Genomic DNA, 22,866 nt, shown 5'->3' on the forward strand with positions numbered 1-22,866 from the left:
GAACATCACAGTACAGCGCTCCGACACGCACAAGCGTCTGCGCCGTTCGGTCACGACGAGGGGCCGCCGAGCAGCACGGGAGAACCCCGTACCGCTCGGCGGCCCCTGCGCAGCAGGCCGGTGCGGGAGCCCCGCACCACGGCCCTCAGCCGATGACCGAGTCCACGAGAGCCTTGGCCTCCTGCTGCACCTGCTTGAGGTGCTCCTCGCCCTTGAAGGACTCCGCGTAGATCTTGTAGACGTCCTCCGTGCCGGAGGGGCGGGCCGCGAACCACGCGTTCTCCGTGGTGACCTTGAGCCCGCCGATCGCCGCACCGTTGCCGGGGGCCTCCGTGAGCTTGGCGGTGATGGGCTCACCGGCCAGGGTGTCCGCGGTGACCTGCTCGGCGGAGAGCTTCTTCAGCGCCGCCTTCTGCTCGCGGTTCGCCGGGGCGTCGATGCGCTGGTACACGGGATCCCCGAACTGCTCGGTGAGCTCGCGGTAGCGCTGGGAGGGGGTCTTGCCCGTGGTGGCGGTCATCTCCGCGGCGAGCAGCGCCAGGATGATGCCGTCCTTGTCCGTGGTCCACACGGAGCCGTCCCTGCGCAGGAACGAGGCACCGGCGGACTCCTCCCCGCCGAAGCCGATGGAGCCGTCCAGCAGACCCGGCACGAACCACTTGAAGCCCACGGGCACCTCGTCCAGGCGGCGACCCAGGGACTGCGCCACGCGGTCGATGATCGAGGAGGACACCAGGGTCTTGCCCACCCCGGCGTCACCGCGCCAGCCATCGCGCGTGCGGTAGAGGTAGTCGATGGCCACCGCGAGGTAGTGGTTGGGGTTCATGAGCCCGGCATCCGGGGTCACGATGCCGTGGCGGTCGCTGTCCGCGTCGTTGCCCGTGGCGATGTCGTACTTGTCCCGGGCCCCGATCAGAGAGGCCATGGCCGAGGGGGAGGAGCAGTCCATGCGGATCTTCTCGTCCCAGTCCAGGGTCATGAACGCCCACTGCGGGTCCACGGTGGGGTTCACCACTTCCAGGTTCAGCCCGAAGCGCTCGCCGATCTCCTGCCAGTACGCCACCGACGCCGAGCCCATGGGGTCCGCACCGATGCGCACCCCCGCAGCCTTGATGGCGTCCAGGTCGATGATCTCCGGCAGCGCGGACACGTAGCTGTCCAGGAAGTCGAACGTGCCGGTGGTCTCCGCGGCCTTCGCCTCCTCCAGGGACACGCGCCGCACGCCCTCCAGGCCCGCCTCGATCAGCTCGTTGGCGCGGTCCGCGATCCATCCGGTGGCGTCCGTGTCCGCGGGGCCGCCGTGCGGGGGGTTGTACTTGAAGCCGCCGTCCGTGGGCGGGTTGTGGGACGGGGTGATCACGATCCCGTCCGCGCGGTCCTTGGGCCCGGACGCGTTGTACGTGAGGATCGCGTGGGACAGCGCCGGGGTGGGGGTGAAGCCGCCCCGGGAGTCCAGCAGGGTGCGCACGCCGTTGGCGGCGAGCACCTGCAGCGCGGTGTCCTGCGCGGGCCCGGACAGCGCGTGGGTGTCCTTGCCCATGAACAGCGGACCGGTGATGCCCTGCCCGGCGCGGTACTCCACGATCGCCTGCGTGATCGCGGCGATGTGGTCCTCGTTGAACGAGGTCTTCAGCGAGGAACCGCGGTGCCCGGAGGTTCCGAACGCCACCCGCTGGTCCGGGTTCCCGGCATCCGGCGTGCGGTCGAAGTACGCCGCCACGAGGTCGTCGATGTCCACGAGGTCACTGGGTTGGGCAACGGTGCCCGCACGGTTGGTCATGCCACCAACCTAGTCCCGAAAGCGCGCCCCGTCAGGCCGTGCGCCGCTCGGTTTCGGGCCCCGGCCCTGCCCCGGCGGACGACGACGCCGCGCGGCCACCTCCCGCGCCGAACCGCCGCTGCCCGCGGGGAGACGGCGCGGCGTGGACTCCACGAGCCCTTGCGCAGACCGGGCCGAACCGTCGGTCTGCCCGCGGAGCCCAGGACCGGTGGGCCGTCAGCAGCCCGGTGGGGGGCGCTGGACCGGGCTGCGGCCCTCCGTGGGCAGGTGCGCTCAGGCGACGAGGTGCGCGTGCGGCGTGGTGGGCGGGTCCAGCTGGGCGGCCAGGGCGAGCAGCTGCGCCTCACCGGACGCGCGCCCCACGAGCTGGACGCCCATGGGCACCGGACCCGGGTATTCGCCGGTCTCGGGGGTGCGCCACGTGGTGGGCACCGTGATCGCGGGCAGCCCGATCACGTTCACCACCGAGGTCCACGGCGTGTACTGGCACTGGCGCCTGTAGTCCTGGTCCGCGCCCGCCGGATCCGCGATGTCGAAGCCCTCGTGGAACCAGCCCACGGGCCGTGGCGGCATGGCCAGGGCCGGCGTGAGGATCATGTCGAACCGGGAGAACTGGCGGATCAGGTCCGCCTCGATCCCGCGCAGCACGGCGAAGGCGTCCGCGAGCTCCACCGCGCTGCGGGACAGGGCGCGCTCGCGGAACGAGCGGGCCAGCCCGGTGAGCAGGTGCTCGGTGCCATCGAGGGGCAGCTGACCCATGGCCGTGGTCCAGAGCCGCGAGAAGGCCTCGGGGTAGGAGGGGTCGTAGAGAACGTCCGCGTCCTCCACGGTGTGGCCCAGTGCTCCGAGCGCGCGGATCCCCTCGTCCAGCGCGGCCCGTGCCTCGGGGGACACCGTGATCTCGTACGTGCCGTCGAACGGAGAGGCCGTGCTCACCCCGATGCGCAGGGACCGCTCACCCCACGGCGCATCGCCCTGCCGAGCACGTTCCACGACCCGCGAGAACGACGCTTCGGGCGCGGCCACCACGGGCCGGTCGATCCGCTCGTGGCCCGGTGTGTGACACAGCACGTCCAGGAGCAGGGCGGCGTCCGCGGCGGTGCGGGTGATGGGTCCGTTGACCCCCAGCTGCCCGACGTTGGACAGCGCATCGCTGCTGGGCACCCTGCCCCGGTTCGGTTTGAGCCCGATGAGCCCGCATGCCGCAGCGGGGATCCGCACGGAACCGCCGCCGTCCGAGCCGATGGCCGCGGGGAGGATGCCGGCGGCCACGGCGGCGGCCTGGCCACCGGAGGAGCCGCCCGCCGAGCAGTCCAGGGCAAAGGGGTTGCGCGCTGGAGGGTATGCCCGGTTCTCGGAGTAGCAGTTGAGCAGGAACTCGGGCACCTGGGTCTTGCCGAGCAGCACGGCTCCGCTGTCCTGCAGGGTGGCGGCGAGCTCGTCCGAGCGTTCCGCCCGCGGGATGCTTCCGTCCTCCCCGCGCGCGGTCAGCGAGCCCCAGGAGGTGGGCATCCCGGCGACGTCGTGCCCGTCCTTCAGGGACAGGGGGACGCCGCGCAGGACGGCCGCTTCCGCGCGGCCCCGGGATGGGACCGCGGAGGGACGCGTTCCGCCGTGCCGGGTGGCTCCGCCGGACTGCTCGGATTCCGGTGCCCGAGGGTCGTCGAGGAGGCCCCCGCAGCGCAGCCGCTGGTCCGCGTCGCGCGCCGAGGTCAGAGCGGCCTCCCGCTCAACGTGCACGAACGCCCCGAGGTGATTGTTCAGGGCATCGATGCGATCCAGTGCCGCGGTGGTCAGGGCTTCACTCGTGGTCTCGCCGTGGCGCAGGGCGGCCACGGTCTCGGTCAGGGTGGGGAAGTGCGCCACGGGATCCTCTCGGGCGGTCGGTGGGCGGTGGCGGATCAGGCCGTGGGCGTCGCGGCGGGAGCCGCGGTGTCGGCTGCCCGGCGGCGTCGCAGGTTGCGGCGCACGAGCGGCCAGAACACGGCGAGCACGGCGACGGCCACGAGGCTCGTCCACACCTGGGTGCGGCTTGCATCGTCCGCGACCAGCATGACCACCACGATCCCCGCGACGGCCACGATCACCAGGATGCCGAGCCACGGGTGCAGCCACATCTTGAGCTTCAGGTTCGCGCGCTCCTCGGGGCTCATCTGAGAGCGCAGCTTCATCTGGGTGATCGCCACGAACACGTACACGAACAGGGCCACGAGACCCGCCGAGTTCATGATGAAGTCGAAGATCCCGGACTCCGGGGCCAGGAAGTTCACGAACACCGCCGCATAGCCGCCCAGGGTGGAGGCGAGCACGGCCACCACGGGGACGCCGTTCTTGGACTTCCGTGCCACGATGCGCGGAGCCAGGCCCTCGCCCGCGAGAGCGGAGAACATGCGCGCTGCGGAATACAGTCCGGAGTTCAGCACGGAGCACACTGCGGTGAAGATGACGATGCTCATGATCATCTCCGCGCCGGGGACGCCGAAGAGGTCGAAGACGTACACGAACGGTGCCTGCACGTCCGGGTCCGGGAGTTCATTCCAGGGCACGATGGTCACGATCAGCAGGATGGATCCCACGAAGAAGATCAGGATGCGCCACACCACGGTCACGGTGGCCTGGCGGATGCCCTTGGCGGGGTCCTCGGACTCCGCGGCCGCCATCACGGCGATCTCCGTGCCGAAGTAGGAGAAGATCACCACTGCCACGCCCGAGATCACGGCCCAGCCGCCCTGCGGTGCGAAGCCGCCGTGCTGCCACAGGTTGGGGATCGAGAAGTCCGCGCCCGGCCAGAGCCCGAACGCGAACAGCGTGCCCACGGCCAGGAACGCGACGATCACCGCCACCTTGACGCTGGCGAGCCAGAACTCGACCTCCCCGAACGAGCGCACGGAGATCAGGTTGGTGGCGGTGAAGATCAGCAGCAGGATCACGGAGCCCAGCCACACGGGCATGGCCGGGAACCACCCCGCGAGCAGCGACCCGCCCACCACGGCCTCGAACGCGATCACACCCACCCAGAAGTACCAGTAGAGCCAGCCCACGAAGTACCCGGCCCAGTCGCCCAGGCCCACGCGCGCGTACTCCATGAACGAGCCCACGGCGGGGCGCGACGCCGCCATCTCCCCGAGCATCCGCATGGCCAGGAACACGAGCAGCCCGCCCAGCAGGTAGGAGAGCACCGCGGCGGGACCTACCATGCGGATCACGTTGCCGGAGCCCACGAACAGGCTGGCTCCAATGATCCCGCCCAGCGTGATCATGGTGACGTGGCGCGAGCGCAGCGCCTTGTGGGTGATCTCGGGGGAGTCCCCGCCCGCGGCGGCAGAGCTGCCGGCCGGTGCTGGTCCCTGTGGTGCCTTGCCGGTGCTCATGGCTGGTCCTCTCGACTGCTGGAAACGGGGCCCGCAGAACGGCCGGGTCTGGGTGCGGATAGGTGAGTTCTACCACACGAGAGGCGCGGGCGGCGTCGTCGTACGCCGTGCGGCGCACGGGTGGATCTGCGCCGTTGCCGCAGGTCCGGGCCGGCCCCCGTGGAACGGTGCCGGACCGGGCGCGGTGCCGCAGCAGGTCCCAGCAGCGCGGCGTCGTCGTGCCGGGCAAGCGAGTGGCACGCGAACGGGCGGCCACCGGAGAACCGGTGGCCGCCCGCGGTGCACGTGGCGTCAGATCAGCAGGCTCAGGCGCCGGCCTCCTGGATGGCCCCGGCGAACACGCCGAGGGCGTCGCGCAGCAGGTCCATGTCGATGACCAGCGGCGGGAGCAGGCGCACGATGTTGCCGTACGTGCCGCACGTGAGGATTGCGACGCCCTGCGCGAGGCAGCGCGCGGCGATCTGCTTGGCGGCGTCCGGGTTCGGGTCCGTGGTGCCGGGCTTCACGAACTCGAGCGCGATCATCGCGCCGCGGCCGCGGAGGTCTCCCACCACGGGGGAGGACTCCGCCACGGAGCCCAGCTCCTCACGGACGACCTTTTCGATCTCCCGCGCGCGCTCCACGAGACCCCACTCCTCGATGGTCTCCAGCGCGCCGAGGGCCGCGGCGCACGCCACGGGGTTGCCGCCGTAGGTTCCGCCCAGGCCGCCGGGGTGCACGGCGTCCATGATCTCGGCGCGGCCCACCACGCCGGACAGCGGCATGCCGCCGGCAATGCCCTTGGCGAAGGTCACGAGGTCCGGCTCCACGCCCTCGTGCTCGGACGCGAACCACGCGCCGGTACGCGCAATGCCGGCCTGGACCTCGTCCGCAACGAACACGGCGCCGTTCTCACGGCACCACGAGGACAGTGCGGGCAGGAAGCCCTCGGCGGGGACGATGAAGCCGCCCTCGCCCTGGATGGGCTCGATGACCACGGCGGCCACGTTCTCCGCGCCCACCTGCTTCTCGACCATGGTGAGCGCGCGCTTGGCGGCCTCCGCGCCCGTCATGCCCTCGGGGTCGCGCAACGGGTAGGACATGGGCACGCGGTAGACCTCGTTGGCGAACGGCCCGAAGCCCTGCTTGTACGGCATCACCTTGGCGGTCATGGCCATGGTGAGGTTGGTGCGCCCGTGGTAGGCGTGGTCGAACACCACCACGGCCTGGCGCTTGGTGTGCACGCGCGCGATCTTCACGGCGTTCTCCACGGCCTCGGAGCCCGACGTGAACAGCGCGGTGCGCTTGTCGAAGGACCCGGGGGTCAGCTGCGCCATCTTCTCGCCCACGGCCACGTAGTCCTCGTACGGGGTGACCATGAAGCACGTGTGGGTGAACTTGGCCACCGCGTCCTGGACGCGCGCCACCACCTTGGGGGCGGAGGCACCCACGGACGTCACGGCGATGCCGGAGCCCAGGTCCACCATCTGGTTGCCGTCCACGTCCTTGATCACGCCGCCGTCCAGCTCGTCCGCGAAGACGGGCAGGGAGGAGGCGACGCCGGCGGCAACGGTCTGTGCGCGGCGCTCGGCGAGCGCCTGGGACTTGGGCCCGGGAATGCTGGTCACCAGCTCGCGCTTCTGCGGGAGCCGGTACTCGATCTCTGCCATCTCAGATGGTCCTTTCATGCTGTGCGCGGTGCTGCGCCGCGGGATGCGGTGCGGGCGGATCGGGCCCGCGGTGTCAGGTGCGGGATCAGGCCCAGGGGGAGGGCATGCCCATGTACTGCACGGTGGTGTACTCGGCGATGCCCTCGGCGCCGCCCTCGCGGCCCACGCCGGACTCCTTCACGCCGCCGAACGGTGCCGCCGCGTTGGAGATCACGCCCACGTTCAGGCCCAGCAGGCCGTACTCAATGCGCTCGCCGATGCGCAGCGCACGGGAAATGTCCTCGGTGAACACGTAGGAGGCCAGGCCGTACTCGGTCGTGTTGGCCAGGCGCACGGCGTCGTCCTCGTCCGTGAAGGTGATCACGGGCGCCACGGGACCGAAGATCTCCTCCTGGAACACGCGGCAGTCCTCGGTCACGCCGGTGAGCAGGGTGGGCTCGAAGAAGTAGCCGGGCCCGTCCACGGGCTTGCCGCCCACGACGGCGCTCGCGCCCTTCTCGAGCGCGTCCTGGACGAACTCGGTGACCGAGTCCAGGGCCTTCTTCTCCACCATGGGGCCCACGGTGGAGTCCTCGTCCAGGCCGTCGCCGGGCTTGAGCGCCTTGAGCTTGGCCGCGAACTTCTGCGAGAACTCCTCGGCCACGGACTCGTGCACCAGGAAGCGGTTGGCGGCGGTGCAGGCCTCGCCCATGTTGCGCATCTTCGCGGCCATGGCGCCCTCCACGGCCTTGTCCAGGTCCGCGTCCTCGAACACGATGAACGGGCCGTTGCCGCCCAGCTCCATGGAGGTGCGCAGCACGTGGTCCGTGGCCGTCTTCATGAGCTGCTTGCCCACGGGCGTGGAGCCCGTGAAGGACACCTTGCGCAGGCGCGGGTCCGCCATGATCGGGTCCGAGACGTTGGACGCGGACTTGGAGGACACCACGTTCAGCACGCCCGCGGGGATCCCCGCCTCGATCATGAGTTTGGCGAAGAACTGCGAGGTCAGCGGGGTCAGGCGTGCGGGCTTGAGGATCATGGTGCAGCCCGCGGCCACCGCGGGGGCCACCTTGCGGGTGGCCATGGCCAGCGGGAAGTTCCACGGGGTGATCAGCAGGCACGGGCCCACGGGCTTGTGGGACACGAACATCTTGAGGTTGCCCTCGGGCGTGGACGCGTAGCGGCCGTAGTGGCGCACCGCCTCCTCGGAGAACCAGCGCAGGAACTCGCCGCCGTAGACCACCTCGCCCTGGGCCTCCTTCAGCGGCTTGCCCATCTCCAGGGTCATCAGCAGCGCGAGGTCCTCCTTGTGCTCCTGGACCAGGTCGAAGGCGCGGCGCAGGATTTCGGAGCGCTCGCGGGTGCTCGTGCGGGCCCAGGACTCCTGGGCGTTCGCGGCGGCGTCCATGGCCGCGCGCGAGTCCTCCTCGGTGGCGGAGGCGAGCGTGGCCAGGATCTCCCCGGTTGCCGGGTTCTCGACGTCGAACGTGCCGCCGTCCGACGCATCGCGCCACTCGCCGTTGATCAGCAGACCCTTGGGCGTGGCCTCGAGGACGGCGGAAACCTTGTCGTGGATGCTCATCTGATTCCTTTCACGCGCTCGGGTGCGCTGCGGACTCTGGGTTCTGGGGACAGGGCTGTCTGCGATCATCGTATGCCCGGGCGCAAGGGGCTCCGGGCTCGAACCGTCCATTGTCCAGGGGGTGGACGCCCGCGCGCCGATTGTTCCGGTTCGTGACGCCCGTCATGCTGGTCCTGGTCCTGGTCCTGGTCCTGGTCCTGGTCCCGCGTGCCTCTCGCCCGTGACCCCGCACGACGCCGCACGGTGCGGTCCGCGACCGGCGTGCCGCGGCGTCGTCGTCCTCGACTCTCGCCCTCGGTGAACCCCCCTGCCATCGCGGTGTGACGCGCCATACGCTGGAGCCATGGCTTACGCAACCACCAACCCCGCGACCGGGGAGACCGTCAAGACCTTCGAGACCGCCACGGACGAGCAGATCCGCGATGCCGTGGCCCGTTCCGCCAAGGAGTACACCTCCTGGCGCACCGTCCCGGTGGCGGAGCGCGCGCGGCTGATGCACACCATGGCCGGGCTGTACCGCGACCGCGAGGACGAGCTCGCCGCCCTGATCACCGAGGAGATGGGCAAACCGCTCGCGCAGTCCGTGGAGGAGGTCCGGCTCGTGGCGGACATCTACGACTACTACGCGGACAATGCCGAGGAGTTCATGAAGGGCCGCACCCTGACGCCCTCCACGGGTGGCGAGGCCCGCGTGGTGCTCGACTCCACGGGCGTGCTGCTGGGGATCATGCCGTGGAACTTCCCCTACTACCAGGTGGCGCGCTTCGCCGCCCCCAACGTGATGCTCGGCAACACCGTGCTGCTCAAGCACGCGGGCAATGTGCCCCAGGCCGCGCTGGTGCAGGAGGAGCTCTTCCGTGACGCAGGCTTCCCGGAGGACGTCTACATCAACATCTTCGCGTCCAACGAGCAGATCGCGGACATCGTGATCCCGGACCCGGCTGTGCAGGGCGTGTCCCTCACGGGCTCGGAGCGCGCGGGCTCGGCCGTGGCCGCCGCCGCGGGCAAGAACCTCAAGAAGGTCGTGCTGGAGCTGGGCGGCTCGGACCCCTTCATCGTGCTGGACGCCGAGAACGTGGAGCGCACCGTCAAGCAGGGTGTCTTCGGGCGCATGCTCAACAACGGCCAGGCGTGCACCAACTCCAAGCGGTTCATCGTGCTGGAAGAGGCGTACGACGCGTTCGTGGAGAACTTCGCGCAGGCCGTGCAGGGCGTGACCCCCGGGGACCCCATGGACCAGAAGACCTTCCTGGGTCCGCTGTGCGCCGTGGAGGCACGTGACGAGATCATGGAGCAGGTCCAGGACGCCGTGGACAAGGGCGCCACCGTGCTCGCCGGCGGCAAGAAGCTGGACAAGCCCGGGGCCTGGATGGAGGCCACGGTGCTCGCGGACGTCACCCCCGAGATGCGCGCGTACGCCGAGGAAATCTTCGGCCCCGTGGCCGTGGTCTATAAGGTCAAGGACGCGGACGAGGCCGTGGAGCTCGCCAACTCCTCGCCGTTCGGTCTGGGCGGTTCCGTGTTCGGCGCGGACGAGGAAGCCGCGCTGGAGGTCGCGCAGCGCGTGGACTCCGGGATGGTCTACGTCAACGAGGTCACCGGCACCGCCCCGGACCTGCCCTTCGGCGGCGTCAAGCGCTCCGGCGTGGGCCGTGAGCTCGGCCCGTTCGGCATCGAGGAGTTCGCCAACAAGAAGCTGATCCACACGCCCAAGAAGAAGTAGTCGGCACAGGCACCCCGTGTCCGCCGCCCCTGCGCCTGCACAGGTGTGGGGGCGGCGTCGTACCCGGGGGCGGTGACGGCGCCGGGCCCGGTGGGTGGGCCGAGGCCCCGGAGTCCGGGCCAGGCGTCCCGCGGGCCGCTGCGGGCGGCGTCGTACGCGGGGACGGCGACGCCGCGCGGTACCGGCCGCGCGCGGGCGTCAGTCCTCGCGCTGGTAGCGGATCTGGGAACCCACCACCGTGGCCTCCACCACGGTGTCCCGCACGGCCTCCGCGTCCACCGCGAAGATGTCCCGGTCCACGCACACGAAGTCCGCGAGCATCCCGGGGGCCAGGCACCCCTTCTGGTTCTCCTCGTAGGAGGCGCGGGCCACGGAGTGGGTGTAGTGGGACACGGCCTCCGGGCGGGAGATGATCTCGTGCGGCTGCCACCCGCCCTCGGGGGAGCCGTCCCGGGTGCGGGTGATGGCCGCGTGGATGCCGTGGAACGGGTTGGGGTCCTCCACCGGGGCGTCGGAACCGAAGACCAGCTCCGCGCCCGCCCGCCGCAGGCTGTTCCACCCGTAGGCCACGAGGTCCCGGTCCTCCAGGAACCCGTTGAGGGGGATGTCCGTGGTGCAGTGCATCGGCTGCAGGGAGGCGGTGACCTCCAGCTCCCGGAACCGGGGGACGTCGGTGCGCTTGACGTACTGCGCGTGCTCGATCCGGTGGCGCAGTCCGAAGGCCCGGGAAATGGCCTGGTTCGCCTCGATGGCGTCCAGCGCCTCCGTGGCCGCCTGGTCCCCGATGGCGTGCACGGCGGCGGCGATCCCCGCCGAGGCCGCCCGGTGGATCCAGTGCTCCAGCTCCTCGGGCTCCATCACGGCCATCCCGTGGTCCTGGGTTCCGGGCCACGCCTCGGACATGTGGCACGTGTGGGAGCCCAGGGCGCCGTCCGCGAAGAGCTTGAGCGGGCCCATGGAGATCCACTCGTCCCCGGAGTGGGTGCGGATCCCGCGCCGGATGAAGTCCTCGATCTGCTCCTGCCGAAGGATCTTGTGCACGCGGATGTCCAGCTCACCGCGGTCGTGGAGCTTGCGGTACGCGTGCAGGCAGTCCACGCCGTCGATGTCGTGGATGGAGGTGATGCCGCGCTGGAGCAGCTCGCGCTGGCCCAGGGGCAGGTAGCTGTCGATGCTCCCGGAGACGTCCGACTGCATGAGACCGTCCCGGATGGGGATCGCGGCGGCCTCCTTGAGCACCCCGGTGAGCTCCCCGTGCTCGTCCCGCTCGAACTCGCCGCCGTCCGGGTCCTTCACGGTGCGGTCCAGCCCCAGCTCGGTCAGCGCGCGCGAGTTCAGCCACAGTGTGTGCAGGTCCAGGGAGCTCAGCGCCACGGGAACGTCCGGCGCCACCGAGTCCAGCACGTGGCGGTCCGGACGCTCGGGGCTCGTCCACGCGTTGATGTTCCACTGCCCACCGAAGATCCACGTGATGGACGGGTCCGTCCTGGCCTGCTCCACGTAGGGCCTCAGCACCGCCAGGGCCTCGTCCAGATTCACGCAGCCGCGCATGTCCGGCTCGATGAGGGAGCGCGAGTACATGGCCGAGTGGATGTGCCCGTCGCCCATGCCGGGCAGGACGTAGGCGCCACCCAGGTCCATGCGCTCGGTGCCCAGCGGGGCCATGTCACGCAGCCGCCGGTACTCGCCCACCGCCACGATCCGGTCCTCCGAGGTGAGGATGGCGTCGGGGTGCGGCATGTCGTGGGAGTGCCACTGGCCCTGCGGGGTCCAGCCCGTGGCCGGGTTCATGGCGTGGACGGTGGCGTTGTGGAACAGGCGGTGCATGGGACTCCTCGTGGTGCGCCGGGGCGACGACGGCGCGGTGGCCTCCGGTCGTCAGGCACCACCCTACGACGACGCCGCCGCCCACCCGAGGGGCGCGGTACGTCGTCGTTGCGGGGACAGCTACATGCCGGGCAGGAGCTTCGCGGGGTCCGCGACCACGTGCACCACGGCCGGGATCCGGTCCTCGGTGACGGCCCGCACGGCGTCGGCGACGACCCCCTCGATGTCCTCGTTGCGCTCCAGGCGCGCCCCGAAGGCCCCGTAGCCGCGGGCCACGGTGGCGAAGTCCGGGTTCTCCAGCTGGGTTCCCGAGACCCGCCCGGGGTAGTGGTTCTCCTGGTGTGCGCGGATGGTGCCGAACTGGCCGTTGTCCAGCACCAGGATGAGCGGGTGAGCGCCGAACTGCCGGGCGGTCGCCAGCTCCTGCGAGTTCATGAGGAACTCGCCGTCGCCGGCCACCGCGACCACGAAACGTTCGGGCTGCTCCAGGGACACGGAGACCGCGCCGGGCACGGAGTAGCCCATGGTGCCGTTGCGCACCGACAGCTGCGAGGGGTAGGCCCCCGTGGGCACGTACGTGTTCGCCCACGCGGTGTGGTTGCCGGAGCCGTAGACCACCGCCGCGTCCTCGGGCAGGTGGGGGATCAGCGCCTTCATCACCAGGGTCATGTCCGCGGTGCCGGGCGCGTTGTCCCCCGCGGAGGCCGGGATCTCGTAGCGGGCGCGGCGGGCGGCCACGGGCTTCTCGAGCCACTGCGACCAGTCCGGGTGCTCACCCAGCTGGAGGCCCTCCAGGGCTCGGCCGAACGCCACCGGGGAGGCCAGGATCTGACGGGTGACGGCACCGGAGTGCTGGCGCAGCGAGGTGTCGATGTTGACGATCCAGTTCACGGCGGAGCGGTCCTGGCGCACGGTGAACCCGTCCGTGGGGATGTCCGAGAGCGTTCCGCCGACCACGAGCAGCACGTCCGCGTGCTCCAGGGTCTCGATGGTCTCCCGGCTGCGCCCGTAGCCGGTCTCGCCCGCGTTCACGGGGGAGGTGCCGGGGACCCGGTCCGCCGCCCGCCAGTCGGAGACCACGGGGATGCCGTGGCGCTCGGCGAAGTCCGTGACCTGCCGCGCGGCCTCCGGGCTCCAGCGGGGTCCGCCCACGAGGATCGCGGGATGCTCCGCCGCCTCCAGTGCGCCCCGCAGCTCGGCCAGCTCGTCCGCACCCACGGCACCCTCGGCCACGGGGACGGGCGGAACCACGGGCGCGTCCGTGAGCTGGGTGATGACGTCCTCGGGCAGACCCACCACCACCGGCCCGGGCCGTCCGGAGCTTGCGGCGAAGAACGCCTCGGCCACGTACTCGGACGCACGGTCCGCCTCGTCCAGGACCATCACGCGCTTGGCCTGGGAGCCGAACCACTGGTGCGGGTCGAACTCCTGGAACGCCTCCTTCTCCCGGTGGGCCACCGGGACGAGGCCCACGAAGAGCACCAGGGGAGTGGAGTCCTGCCACGCCAGGTGGATGCCCACGAAGGCGTTAGAGGCCCCCGGACCGCGGGTCACCATGGCCACCCCGGGGCGACCGGTCAGCTTGCCGTGCGCCTCCGCCATGTAGGTGACCCCGCCCTCCTGGCGGCACACCACGTTCTGCACCCCGGAGTCGTAGAGCCCGTCCAGGACGTCCAGGAAGCTCTCCCCGGGCACGCTGAACACGCGGTCCACGCCGTGGGCCTTGAGGGACTCGACGATGAGGTGGCCGGCGGACTGCTGGGGCATGGGGTTCTCCTGACTCCGGATCGAGTGTGGCCCGGATCACCGTTCTGGGGCTTGTCCGGCGATCCTACCGCCGGAGCGTCACACGGAGCCGTGCGCCACCTCGCCGCCCACCACCGTGGCGGTCACCCGCAGGTCCCGGATGGTCGCCGGGTCCACCGTGTAGAGGTCCTCGGAGAGGACCGCGAAGTCCGCGAGCATCCCCGGCACCAGCCGCCCCTTCTCGTGCTCCTGGTGGGAGGCGTACGCGCTGCCCACGGTGTACGCGTGCACCGCCTCGGCCACCGTGACGCGCTCCTCCGGCACGAACGGGGCGCCGGAGGACGTGGACCGGTTGACCATGTCGTGGATATTGGCCAGCGGCGGGTAGTCCACCACGGGTGCGTCCGTGGAGGCGGGGACCACCATCCCGGCGTCCAGCAGGGACCTCATGCGGTAGCAGAACCGGGTGCGCGGCTCGCCCATGGCCCGGGCGATGCCGTCCCCGAGCTCGTTCACGAACCGGCCCTGGGGCACGGGGACCACGCCGAGCCGGGCGGCACGCGCCACCTGTTCGTCGCTGGCCACGCCGAAGTGCTCGATGCGGTGGCGGCAGTCCTCGCGGGGGAACCGCCGCTGCGCCGCCTCGAGGACGTCCAGGACCACGTCCACCGCCCCGTCCCCGATGGCGTGCACGGCGAGCTGCCAGCCGTTCGCGTGCGCGGCGGTCAGCCGCTCCTCGAGCCACTCCCGTGGGAACTGCAGGTACCCGGCGTTGGCCACTCCGGCCTCGGTGTCCGCCGCGTAGTCCTCGGTCATGAACGCGGAGCGGCCGATGAGCGAACCGTCCGCGAGCACCTTCACCGCGCCGATGCGCAGCCGGTCGTCCCCCAGCCCCGTCCGCAGCCCCAGGTCCAGGCCGAAGGGCCGGTCCGCGTGGTCCCCGTCCGCACCGGCCGCGCCCGCGCCGGAAGGGGACCCAGCGGCGTCGTCACACCGGGCGTCTGCGGCGCCCGGCGCGTCCGGCGCGCCCACCGGGTGCAGCGTGGTGAGGTACGGCATGACGGTGGCGCGCACGCCCAGCCGCCCCTGCTCCCGCGCGAGCTGGTATGCCGCGAGGTCCGTGACGGACTGCCCCAGGTGCTCGGGGGCGCCCAAGCCGGGTTCCGTGACGGACGTTATCCCAGCGGCCAGGGCGACGTCGCTCGCGGCCCCGATCTGCTCGGCCACCTGTGCGGCGGTCTTGGGCGGCATGGCCCCGGAGACCAGGCCGCGCGCCGTCTCTTCGAGCAGCCCCAGCGCGGCGCCGTGCTCGTCGAGCGGCACGCTGCCGCCCTCGGGGACGGTGAACCCGGTGCGTCCGGGGTACCCCGCGGCCTCGAACGCGGCGGTGTTGACCACGGCCATGTGCCGGGAGTTGTGCCACAGCCACACGGGGTTCTCCGGCGCCACGGCGTCCAGCGCCTCGGCGGTGGGGTGGGAGCCGCCCAGGTGGTTCTGGTCGTAGCCCTGCCCCAGGACCCACTCGCCGGGTGCGGCGTCCCGCGCGGCGGCGGCCACGGCGTCGAGCAGCTCGGCCAGGGTCGGGACGGTCGTCGGCCGCAGGTCCACCTGCACGAGGGCCTCTCCAAGCATGGTGAGGTGGCAGTGGGCGTCGTGGAAACCGGGGACCACGGTGGCGCCGCGCAGGTCCATCGTGCGGTCGAAGAGCTCCGGTGCGAGGTCGTCGTCCAGGCTCACCACCCGGCCGTGGTGGACCCCCAGGGCACGGGCCACGGGGCGCTCCGGGTCCTGGGTGTGGATGGTGCCGTTCGTGAAGATGACGTCGAGGGCCATGGGTGCCGTCCTGCTTCCGGTCGGTTCGGGCCGCACGTGCCCGCTGCGTGCCGCGCGGGTCGGTCCACGACTCGCGGGCAGAGGCCCATCGTCTCGCGCGCCGTCGCCCGTGTCACGCCTCGCGCCGCGCGCGACGACGGGCCCCGCGCCGTGCGCGACAACGCGCCGTGCGCCGTGAGCGACGACACGCCGCGGGCACCGTGGCCGTGAACGGCGCGGAACGCGGTCCGTCCCGCGGCGCGGATGCCGTCCAGGTCCCGTCCAGGTCCCGTCACGACGCCGCACCGTCACCCCGGGCGCACCGTGTGCCGCTAACCTCGTGGACAACGAAGTGTGCTTCCGGTGCGAGTGCCGGACGCCGGGCGCATCACGAGCGCCACGGACGCACACCCCCTCCCACCCAGGAGAACTCATGCCCTTCGACCCCAAGGCGCCGGCCACCGGCCCCATGCCCGTCTACAAGGAGAGGGGCGACCAGGGGTACAAGAAGTCCCTGGGCAACTTCCAGATCCAGATGATCGGCATCGGCGGTGCGATCGGAGTGGGCCTGTTCCTGGGCATCGGCGAGCGCCTGGCCACTGCTGGACCTGCCCTGGTCCTGTCCTACCTGGTGGTCTCCACCGTGGTGTACCTGCTCATGCGGGCGCTCGGGGAGCTCGTGATTCACCGCCCCACCACGGGTGCGTGGGTCTCCTACGCGCGCGAGTTCGTGGGCAACCGGTTCGCGTTCATGACCGGGTGGATCTACGTGGCGCTCTCCGCGGTGGCCGGCGTGGGGGAGATCGCGGCGCTCGCCGTGTACGTGCAGTTCTGGTGGCCCGAGATCCCGGGCTGGATCCCCTCCCTGGTGGCGGCCATGACCATCGTGGGCTGCAACCTGCTGAGCGTGAAGCTCTACGGGTTCATCGAGACCTGGGCCGCGGCCATCAAGGTGCTCGCCATCCTGCTGTTCCTGGGCGCGGGCATCATCCTGGTGGTGGCCGGCGACATCTTCAACGCCCCCACCGCGGCGTCCGTGTCCAACCTGTGGAACCAGGGCTTCGCACCCAACGGGGCGCTGCAGCTCGTGGTGGTGATGACCGGCGTGGTGTTCTCCTTCTCGGCCATCGAGATCGTGGGCGTCTCCGCCGGCGAGGCCAAGGACCCCGAGGAGTCGATGCCCAAAGCCATCAACTCCGTGGTGCTGCGCATCGCCATCTTCTACATCGGCTCCATCCTGGTGCTGTCCATGCTGCTGCCCACCTCCGAGTACTCGGGTGAGCAGTCGCCGTTCGTCACCGCGCTGTCCTCGCTCAACATCCCGGCGCTCGCGGGCATCATGAACTTCGTGGTGCTCACGGCGGCGATCTCCGGTGTGAACGCCACGCTCTACGCGTGCGTGCGGCTGCTGCGGAACCTCGCGGCCCACGGCCAGGCCCCGGAGGTGATGTCCAAGGTCTCCCACCGCGGAGTCCCCTCCGGAGCCCTGCTGTGCATCTTCGTCTTCGACCTCTTCGGGATCGTGCTCATCTACGCGCTGGGTGCCGCGGACGCGTTCGAAGTGGTGCTGAGCGCTTGCTCCGTGTTCGTGCTCTTCGGGTGGATCTCGATCTTCGTGTCCCACCTGGGCTACCGCCGTCAGGTGGACCGCGGCCAGGTGGCGCCGGTGCACTTCAAGATGCCCGGCGCACCGGTGACCAACTACGTGTGCCTCACGTTCCTGGTGGTGCTCTCCCTCTACATCATGTTCGACTTCAGCAACCCGCACTGGTACTACAGCCTGCTGGCCGGTGTGCTGATCATCGTGGCCACCACCGTGGGCTACGAGTTCTCCAAGCGCCACGTGGCCAAGAAGGGCCTGCCCGAGCTCAAGACCACAGGTGAGGACGACGACCACGTGGCCGCCGAGCCCGGCGAGAACGAGGTGCGCTGAGCGGCGTCGTCCCCGGCGGTCGGCGCGGCGCACCAAGGGCGGCGGGGCGACGGCGCACGGCACTCGGGCGTTCGGACGAGGGTGCCGCGCCGGGTCCAGCTCGCGCTGAACCGTGGCGCGGAACGTGATCACGCTCATGGGCACTATGGTGGGGCACCGGAAGAAACGCCCGGGCCCACTACGGAGGAACCCATGGACAACGTGAACAACCTGCCGTCCGCAACCGTGGACGAGATCCCGGCGGACGCTCCCGTGCTGGACGTGCGCGAGCAGAACGAGTGGGACGCGGGGCACATCGAGGGCGCGCAGCACCTGCCGCTGTCCGAGCTCGCGGAGCGCTCCGAGGAGGTCCCGCTGGACCAGGACGTCTACGTCATCTGCCGTTCCGGCGGTCGCTCGCTGCGCGCCACCGCGTACCTCGCGCAGTACGGCTACGACCCCGTGAACGTGCTGGGCGGCATGGGTGCGTGGGCGGACGCCGGCAAGCCCATCGTGTCCGAGACCGGGGAAGCGGCGCGCGTTCTGTGAACGCCGCTGTCTCCGGCGTGGCCCCGGGTCCGGTGGACCCGGGGCCACGTGCCCGTCGGTACGCGTTCCTGGGCCCGGCGGGCACGTTCACCGAGGCCGCCCTGATGCAGGTCCCGGGCGCCGACGCCGCCGAGCGGACTCCCATGAACTCGGTGCCCGCCGCGCTGGCCGCCGTTCGTGAGGAACGCGTGGACGCCGCCGTGGTGCCCATCGAGAACTCGGTGGAAGGTGGCGTGACCGCCACGCTGGACGACGTCTCCTTCGGCGCCGAGTTGCGGATCCTGCGGGAGATCGTGGTCCCCATCCGGTTCTCGCTCGTGGCGCCGACGGGTACCGAGCTGGCGGACGTCCGCACCGTGTCCACCCACACGGTGGCGTGGGCGCAGATCCGCCGCTGGGTGGAGAAGAACATGCCGAATGTGGCATACGTTCCGGCACCCTCCACTGCGGCGTCCGCCGTGGCCATGCTGGACGGCGCGGGCGGGGTGAGCACCGAGGGCCTCGGCTACGACGCCGCCGTGTGCTCACCCGTGGTCGTCACGGCCCACCCGGAGCTGCACGTGCTGGCCGAGGACATCGGGGACAACAAGCAGGCCGTGACCCGCTTCGTGCTCGTGGCCCGCCCGGACGCTCGGATGCCCGCCCCCACCGGAGCGGACAAGACCTCCCTGGTGGTACCGCTGTGGCAGGACCGCCCCGGGGCGCTGCTCGACATCCTCGAGCAGTTCGCCACCCGCGGGGTCAACCTCACGCGCATCGAGTCCCGCCCCGCCAAGACCCACCTGGGCGACTACTTCTTCTCCGTGGACATCGACGGGCACATCCAGGACGACCGGGTGGCCGACGCCCTCATGGGCGTCCGCCGGATCTGTCCCCGCACCCGGTTCCTCGGGTCGTACCCCCGGGCTGACCAGCTCGTGGTCCCCGTGGCCTCGCACCACAGCGACGCCGCATTCGTCCAGGCCCGTTCGTGGGTCGACAACCTGAAAGGACAGTGACGTCCATGGAGATCGAGGGCTGGAGCCAGACGCTGACAGCGGGCCCGCTCCTACTCATCGCAGCGGCGGCCATCGCGGTGCTGCTGGTGCTCATCATCAAGTTCCGGGTGCACGCGTTCCTGGCTCTGATCATCATCTCGGCCCTCACAGCCTTCGTCACGGGAATCCCCACCGACCAGGTGGTCCCCGTGATGCTCTACGGCTTCGGCAACACCCTGGCCAACGTGGCGCTTCTCGTGGGCCTCGGGGCGATGCTCGGGCGCCTGCTCGAGACCTCGGGCGGTGCGCAGGTGCTCGCGGACAAGCTCATCGGGGTCTTCGGTGAGAAGCGGGCACCGCTCGCACTGGGGGTGGCCTCGCTGCTCTTCGGCTTCCCCATCTTCTTCGACGCCGGCCTGGTGGTCATGCTGCCCGTGGTCTTCTCGGTCGCGCGCCGGCTGGGCGGCAGCGTGCTCACGTATGCTCTGCCCGCCGTGGGCGCGTTCTCCGTGATGCACGTGTTCCTGCCGCCCCACCCCGGGCCGGTCACGGCGGCCACCTTCTTCGAGGCGAACGTGGGCTACATCATCCTGGTGGGCCTGATCTGCGCGATCCCCGCGTGGTACCTGTCCTCCTACCTGTTCGGCAAGATCGTGGGCCGACGCATCAACCTCCCCGTGCCCACCATCCTGGGCCGCGCTGAGGACGTGGCGAACCTTCCCGCCGTGGGCACCGTGGTGGGCATCCTGCTGCTGCCCATGCTGCTGATCTTCCTCAACACCGGGCTGGGCACCCTGGCCAAGTCCGGGGCCGTGTCCGAGGAGACGGCGTCGCAGACCTGGTTCCAGCTGCTGCGCGCGATCGGTGAGACCCCGATTGCCCTGACCCTGACCCTGATCGTCGCGGCCCTGGCCATCGGCAGGGCCCGCGGGCTCAGCGGTTCCGCGATCGAGAAGACCTTCGAGTCCGCCCTGGGCCCGGTCTGCTCCGTCATCCTCATCACCGGCGCCGGTGGCATGTTCGGCGGTGTGCTGCGCACCTCCGGGATCGGCGACGCCCTCGAGGACGTCCTCTCGGACCTCGGCATCCCCGTGATCCTGGCCGGGTTCCTGATCGCCGCCGTGATGCGCGTGGCGCAGGGCTCCGCGACCGTGGCGCTGACCACGGCCGCCGGTCTGATCGCCCCAGCGGTGCTGGCCGGGGGCTACAACGAGGTCCAGCTGGCCGCCATGGTGGTGGCCGTGGCGGCTGGTTCCGTGGTGCTCTCCCACGTCAACGACTCCGGGTTCTGGCTGGTGGGCCGCTTCCTGGAGATGGACGTGCGCACCACGTTCAAGACCTGGACGGTGCTGGAGACCATCATCGGCGTGGTGGGCTTCACGGTGGCCGCCGTGATCTTCGGGCTGGCCGGCGCCTTCTGACGCGCCTCTGCCTGAACGAGAGCGCCCCGGCCCGGAAGAACATCTTCCGGGCCGGGGCGCCCTCCGTTCTGGACGGGGGGCCGCTCAGGCGCCCCGTGCGGGATCCCGCTGACGGATGCCGGCGTCGTCGGCCTGGGACGGTGGGACGCGCACCTTGAGCGAGCGGTGGTCAATGGTGGTCTCGAAGGCCTTGACGTCCCCCAGGGGGTCGCCGTCCACCTCGGACTCGATGGGCTCGTGGAACTCCACCCGCACGGTCTTGCCGCTGAAGTAGTTGATTACCGGCGGCTCGTGGCGGTGCTGCAGCACCACCTTGGCCATCATGCGCAGCCAGCCCACCACGGAGCGGGGGGTCATGACCACGAGGTCCAGGAAGCCGTCGTCGAGCTTGGCGTTGGGCACCAGCACGATCCCCGCTGTGAGCTCCCCGCAGTTGCAGATCATGACGGAGCGCACCAGGCGCGAGACCCACGGCCCGCCGTCCAGGCTGAAGCGGGCCCACCGGGGGCCGCTGAACAGGTGGCGCGCCCCTGCTTCCGCGTACGCGGCCCAGCCCACGAGGTCCTTGAGGTTGTCCTTGGTGTCGGCCATGATCTGCGCGTCGAAGCCCGCGCCGCCCATGACCAGGAAACGGTGGTCCTCGGTGCGGCCGTCCGCGGTCTCCAGGTGCATGACCACGGTGTCGATGGACCTCTCCGAGCCGAACAGGGCCACGTCCACGGAGTGGTGCGGATCCGCGAGGTCCGCCTCGAGGTTGCGGGCCAGCAGGTTGCCCGTGCCCAGCGGCACCAGGCCCAGGGGGACGTCGCCGCCGGCGAGGGACTCGCCCACCGCGCGGATGGTGCCGTCACCGCCCGCGGCCAGCACGACGTCGGCGCCCTGCTCCACCGCGCGGCGCGCCATGGAGAAGCCGGGATCGTCCGCCTCGGTCTCGTAGAACACGGGATCTGCCCAGCCCGCCTTGCGGCACGCGATGATGACCGAGTCCCGGGCGACGTCGGCAAGGGCCTTGATGGGGTTGACCACGACGGCCACTCGCTGGGGTTCCCACGGATGATCCTGCACGGGCACCCTTTCCTGGATCGGTTGAGAAGGGGGTGGAGACGGTAGCGGCCAGTCTACGGTGGCGGGGCCGCCGTGGCGGCCCGGGACGCTGTATCGCGCCCCCGAGCATCCGTTGGATACCCTGGACGGGTGATCGACATCAACGAGCTGCGCGCCGACCCTGACACCTACCGTGCCTCCCAGACCGCCCGCGAGGCGGACCCGGGACTCGTGGACCGCATCCTCGAGGCGGACTCCCGGCGCCGCAGCGCGATCACCGAGTTCGAGTCCCTGCGGGCCGAGCAGAACGCGTTCGGCAAAAAGGTGGCCAAGGCCCAGGGCGAGGAGAAGCAGCAGCTGCTGGCGCAGGTCAAGCAGCTCGCCTCGGACGTGAAGGCCGCCCAGGCCGCGGCGGACGAGGCCCAGGCCACGCAGCAGGAGCTCGTGGCCCAATTCCCCAACCTCATCGTGGCGGGCATCCCCTCCGGCGGTGAGGACGACTTCGTGCAGCTGCGCACCGAGGGCACGCCCCGGGACTTCGCGGCCGAGGGCTTCGAGCCGCGCGACCACCTGGCCATCGGCGAGCTGCTGGACGGCATCGACATGGAGCGCGGCGCCAAGGTCTCCGGCTCCCGTTTCTACTTCCTCAAGCGGGACGTCGCGCGGCTGGAGACCGCGCTGCTGATGGCCGCGCAGGACCTCGCCCTGGACAACGGCTTCATCCCCATGACCACGCCCAACCTGGTGCGCCCGGGCATCATGAACGGCACGGGTTTCGACGTGGAGCACGACGACGAGATCTACCGCGTGGGCAAGGACGACCTCTACCTGGTGGGCACCTCCGAGGTGGCACTGGCCGGCTACCACGCGGACGAGATCCTGGACCTCTCAGACGGCCCGCTGCGCTACGCCGGGTGGTCCTCGTGCTACCGCCGCGAGGCCGGTTCGGCGGGCAAGGACACCCGCGGGATCATCCGCGTGCACCAGTTCAACAAGCTGGAGATGTTCGTCTACTGCCACCCCGAGGACGCCGCCGCGGAGCACGAGCGGCTGCTCGCGTGGGAGGAGCAGATGCTGCAGGCGTGCGGGCTCGCGTACCGCGTGATCGACACCGCCGCAGGTGACCTGGGCACGTCCGCCGCCCGCAAGTTCGACTGCGAGGCGTGGATCCCCACCCAGGGCAAGTACCGCGAGCTGACCTCCACCTCCAACTGCACCACGTACCAGGCCCGCCGCCTCAACATCCGCGAGCGGCTGCCCGAGACCACGGACGCCGGTGGAAAGGTCAAGAAGGGCGGCACCCGCGCCGTCGCCACCCTCAACGGCACGCTGGCCACCACCCGCTGGCTCGTGGCCTTGCTCGAGACCCACCAGCAGGCCGACGGCTCCGTGACGGTCCCCGAGATCCTGCGGCCCTACCTGCGGGGCCAGGACGTCCTGCGTCCCGTCGCCTGACCGCGTCCTGCCGCGGCCCGTCCACGACGCCGCCCGCCC

General features: G+C 71.0%; 15 protein-coding genes. 6 read left to right on the forward strand and 9 right to left on the reverse strand.

From position 1 onward, the window contains the following. Nucleotides 1–145: 145 nt before the first annotated feature. The 5 genes from pgm to QL985_RS03555 all read right to left on the reverse strand — a co-directional run bounded on the left by pgm (nt 146) and on the right by QL985_RS03555 (nt 8,361). The gene (gene pgm / locus QL985_RS03535) at nt 146–1,780 is read right to left on the reverse strand and encodes a phosphoglucomutase (alpha-D-glucose-1,6-bisphosphate-dependent) (RefSeq protein ID WP_144802741.1); all 1,635 of its coding nucleotides are present in this window, start codon (nt 1,778–1,780) and stop codon (nt 146–148) included. A 273-nt stretch (nt 1,781–2,053) separates the two neighbouring features. Then, nucleotides 2,054–3,646: an amidase gene (locus QL985_RS03540; protein WP_208546749.1), complete on the reverse strand. Its 1,593-nt coding sequence runs from the start codon at nt 3,644–3,646 to the stop codon at nt 2,054–2,056. Between the two features lie 35 nt (nt 3,647–3,681). Continuing rightward, on the reverse strand, nt 3,682–5,151 hold the full coding sequence (locus tag QL985_RS03545) for an amino acid permease (RefSeq protein WP_208546751.1): 1,470 nt from the start codon (nt 5,149–5,151) through the stop codon (nt 3,682–3,684). Between the two features lie 305 nt (nt 5,152–5,456). Further along, nucleotides 5,457–6,800: a 4-aminobutyrate--2-oxoglutarate transaminase gene (gene gabT / locus QL985_RS03550; protein ID WP_259921766.1), complete on the reverse strand. Its 1,344-nt coding sequence runs from the start codon at nt 6,798–6,800 to the stop codon at nt 5,457–5,459. A gap of 85 nt (nt 6,801–6,885) precedes the next feature. Continuing rightward, nucleotides 6,886–8,361, reverse strand: coding sequence for an NAD-dependent succinate-semialdehyde dehydrogenase (locus QL985_RS03555; RefSeq protein ID WP_208546760.1), 1,476 nt, complete (start codon nt 8,359–8,361; stop codon nt 6,886–6,888). Nucleotides 8,362–8,704: 343 nt separating this feature from the next. Here QL985_RS03555 and QL985_RS03560 point away from each other — a divergent pair, with 343 nt between their 5' ends. Beyond that, nucleotides 8,705–10,084 carry an NAD-dependent succinate-semialdehyde dehydrogenase gene (locus QL985_RS03560; protein ID WP_047978285.1) on the forward strand — a complete coding sequence of 460 codons (1,380 nt, stop codon included), beginning with the start codon at nt 8,705–8,707 and terminating at the stop codon, nt 10,082–10,084. Nucleotides 10,085–10,282: 198 nt separating this feature from the next. On the opposite strand, the gene QL985_RS03565 is transcribed toward QL985_RS03560, so the two are convergent. From QL985_RS03565 to QL985_RS03575, 3 genes are all read right to left on the reverse strand, one after another. Further along, nucleotides 10,283–11,911: an amidohydrolase gene (locus QL985_RS03565; RefSeq protein ID WP_208546762.1), complete on the reverse strand. Its 1,629-nt coding sequence runs from the start codon at nt 11,909–11,911 to the stop codon at nt 10,283–10,285. A gap of 120 nt (nt 11,912–12,031) precedes the next feature. Continuing rightward, entirely contained in the window at nt 12,032–13,678 is a 1,647-nt protein-coding gene (locus QL985_RS03570) for a thiamine pyrophosphate-binding protein (RefSeq protein ID WP_208546764.1), read from the reverse strand. Between the two features lie 78 nt (nt 13,679–13,756). Continuing rightward, nucleotides 13,757–15,490, reverse strand: coding sequence for an amidohydrolase (locus QL985_RS03575; protein ID WP_208546766.1), 1,734 nt, complete (start codon nt 15,488–15,490; stop codon nt 13,757–13,759). A gap of 412 nt (nt 15,491–15,902) precedes the next feature. Here QL985_RS03575 and QL985_RS03580 point away from each other — a divergent pair, with 412 nt between their 5' ends. The 4 genes from QL985_RS03580 to QL985_RS03595 all read left to right on the forward strand — a co-directional run bounded on the left by QL985_RS03580 (nt 15,903) and on the right by QL985_RS03595 (nt 20,328). Beyond that, nucleotides 15,903–17,402 carry an amino acid permease gene (locus QL985_RS03580; protein WP_208546768.1) on the forward strand — a complete coding sequence of 500 codons (1,500 nt, stop codon included), beginning with the start codon at nt 15,903–15,905 and terminating at the stop codon, nt 17,400–17,402. Nucleotides 17,403–17,594: 192 nt separating this feature from the next. Next, a complete protein-coding gene (locus QL985_RS03585; protein WP_208546770.1) occupies nt 17,595–17,930 on the forward strand; it encodes a rhodanese-like domain-containing protein in 336 nt (111 codons plus the stop codon). Next, on the forward strand, nt 17,927–18,928 hold the full coding sequence (gene pheA, locus QL985_RS03590; protein ID WP_208546772.1) for a prephenate dehydratase: 1,002 nt from the start codon (nt 17,927–17,929) through the stop codon (nt 18,926–18,928). The genes QL985_RS03585 and pheA overlap by 4 nt, the downstream gene beginning before the upstream one ends. Nucleotides 18,929–18,933: 5 nt before the next feature. Further along, nucleotides 18,934–20,328 carry a GntP family permease gene (locus QL985_RS03595; RefSeq protein WP_208546864.1) on the forward strand — a complete coding sequence of 465 codons (1,395 nt, stop codon included), beginning with the start codon at nt 18,934–18,936 and terminating at the stop codon, nt 20,326–20,328. 84 nt (nt 20,329–20,412) lie between these two features. Here the strand turns inward: QL985_RS03595 and QL985_RS03600 are convergent, their stop codons facing one another. After that, complete coding sequence (locus tag QL985_RS03600; RefSeq protein WP_245190501.1) at nt 20,413–21,393, reverse strand: diacylglycerol kinase family protein; 981 nt, start codon at nt 21,391–21,393, stop codon at nt 20,413–20,415. Between the two features lie 129 nt (nt 21,394–21,522). Here QL985_RS03600 and serS point away from each other — a divergent pair, with 129 nt between their 5' ends. Further along, entirely contained in the window at nt 21,523–22,827 is a 1,305-nt protein-coding gene (gene serS, locus QL985_RS03605; protein WP_208546776.1) for a serine--tRNA ligase, read from the forward strand. Nucleotides 22,828–22,866 lie beyond the last annotated feature (39 nt).

Source organism: Kocuria sp. APC 4018 (assembly GCF_030407675.1).
GTDB classification, from domain to species: Bacteria; Actinomycetota; Actinomycetes; order Actinomycetales; family Micrococcaceae; genus Kocuria; species Kocuria rhizophila.

Excerpts from the sequence above, each read along its gene's own strand:
- QL985_RS03575 (WP_208546766.1), bottom strand. The coding sequence starts at position 15,490 with ATGGCCCTCGACGTCATCTTCACGAACGGCACCATCCACACCCAGGAC.
- gabT (WP_259921766.1), bottom strand. The coding sequence starts at position 6,800 with ATGGCAGAGATCGAGTACCGGCTCCCGCAGAAGCGCGAGCTGGTGACC.
- QL985_RS03555 (WP_208546760.1), bottom strand. The coding sequence starts at position 8,361 with ATGAGCATCCACGACAAGGTTTCCGCCGTCCTCGAGGCCACGCCCAAG.
- QL985_RS03585 (WP_208546770.1), top strand. The coding sequence starts at position 17,595 with ATGGACAACGTGAACAACCTGCCGTCCGCAACCGTGGACGAGATCCCG.
- QL985_RS03565 (WP_208546762.1), bottom strand. The coding sequence starts at position 11,911 with ATGCACCGCCTGTTCCACAACGCCACCGTCCACGCCATGAACCCGGCC.
- pgm (WP_144802741.1), bottom strand. The coding sequence starts at position 1,780 with ATGACCAACCGTGCGGGCACCGTTGCCCAACCCAGTGACCTCGTGGAC.
- QL985_RS03595 (WP_208546864.1), top strand. The coding sequence starts at position 18,934 with ATGGAGATCGAGGGCTGGAGCCAGACGCTGACAGCGGGCCCGCTCCTA.
- QL985_RS03545 (WP_208546751.1), bottom strand. The coding sequence starts at position 5,151 with ATGAGCACCGGCAAGGCACCACAGGGACCAGCACCGGCCGGCAGCTCT.
- QL985_RS03580 (WP_208546768.1), top strand. The coding sequence starts at position 15,903 with ATGCCCTTCGACCCCAAGGCGCCGGCCACCGGCCCCATGCCCGTCTAC.
- QL985_RS03560 (WP_047978285.1), top strand. The coding sequence starts at position 8,705 with ATGGCTTACGCAACCACCAACCCCGCGACCGGGGAGACCGTCAAGACC.
- QL985_RS03570 (WP_208546764.1), bottom strand. The coding sequence starts at position 13,678 with ATGCCCCAGCAGTCCGCCGGCCACCTCATCGTCGAGTCCCTCAAGGCC.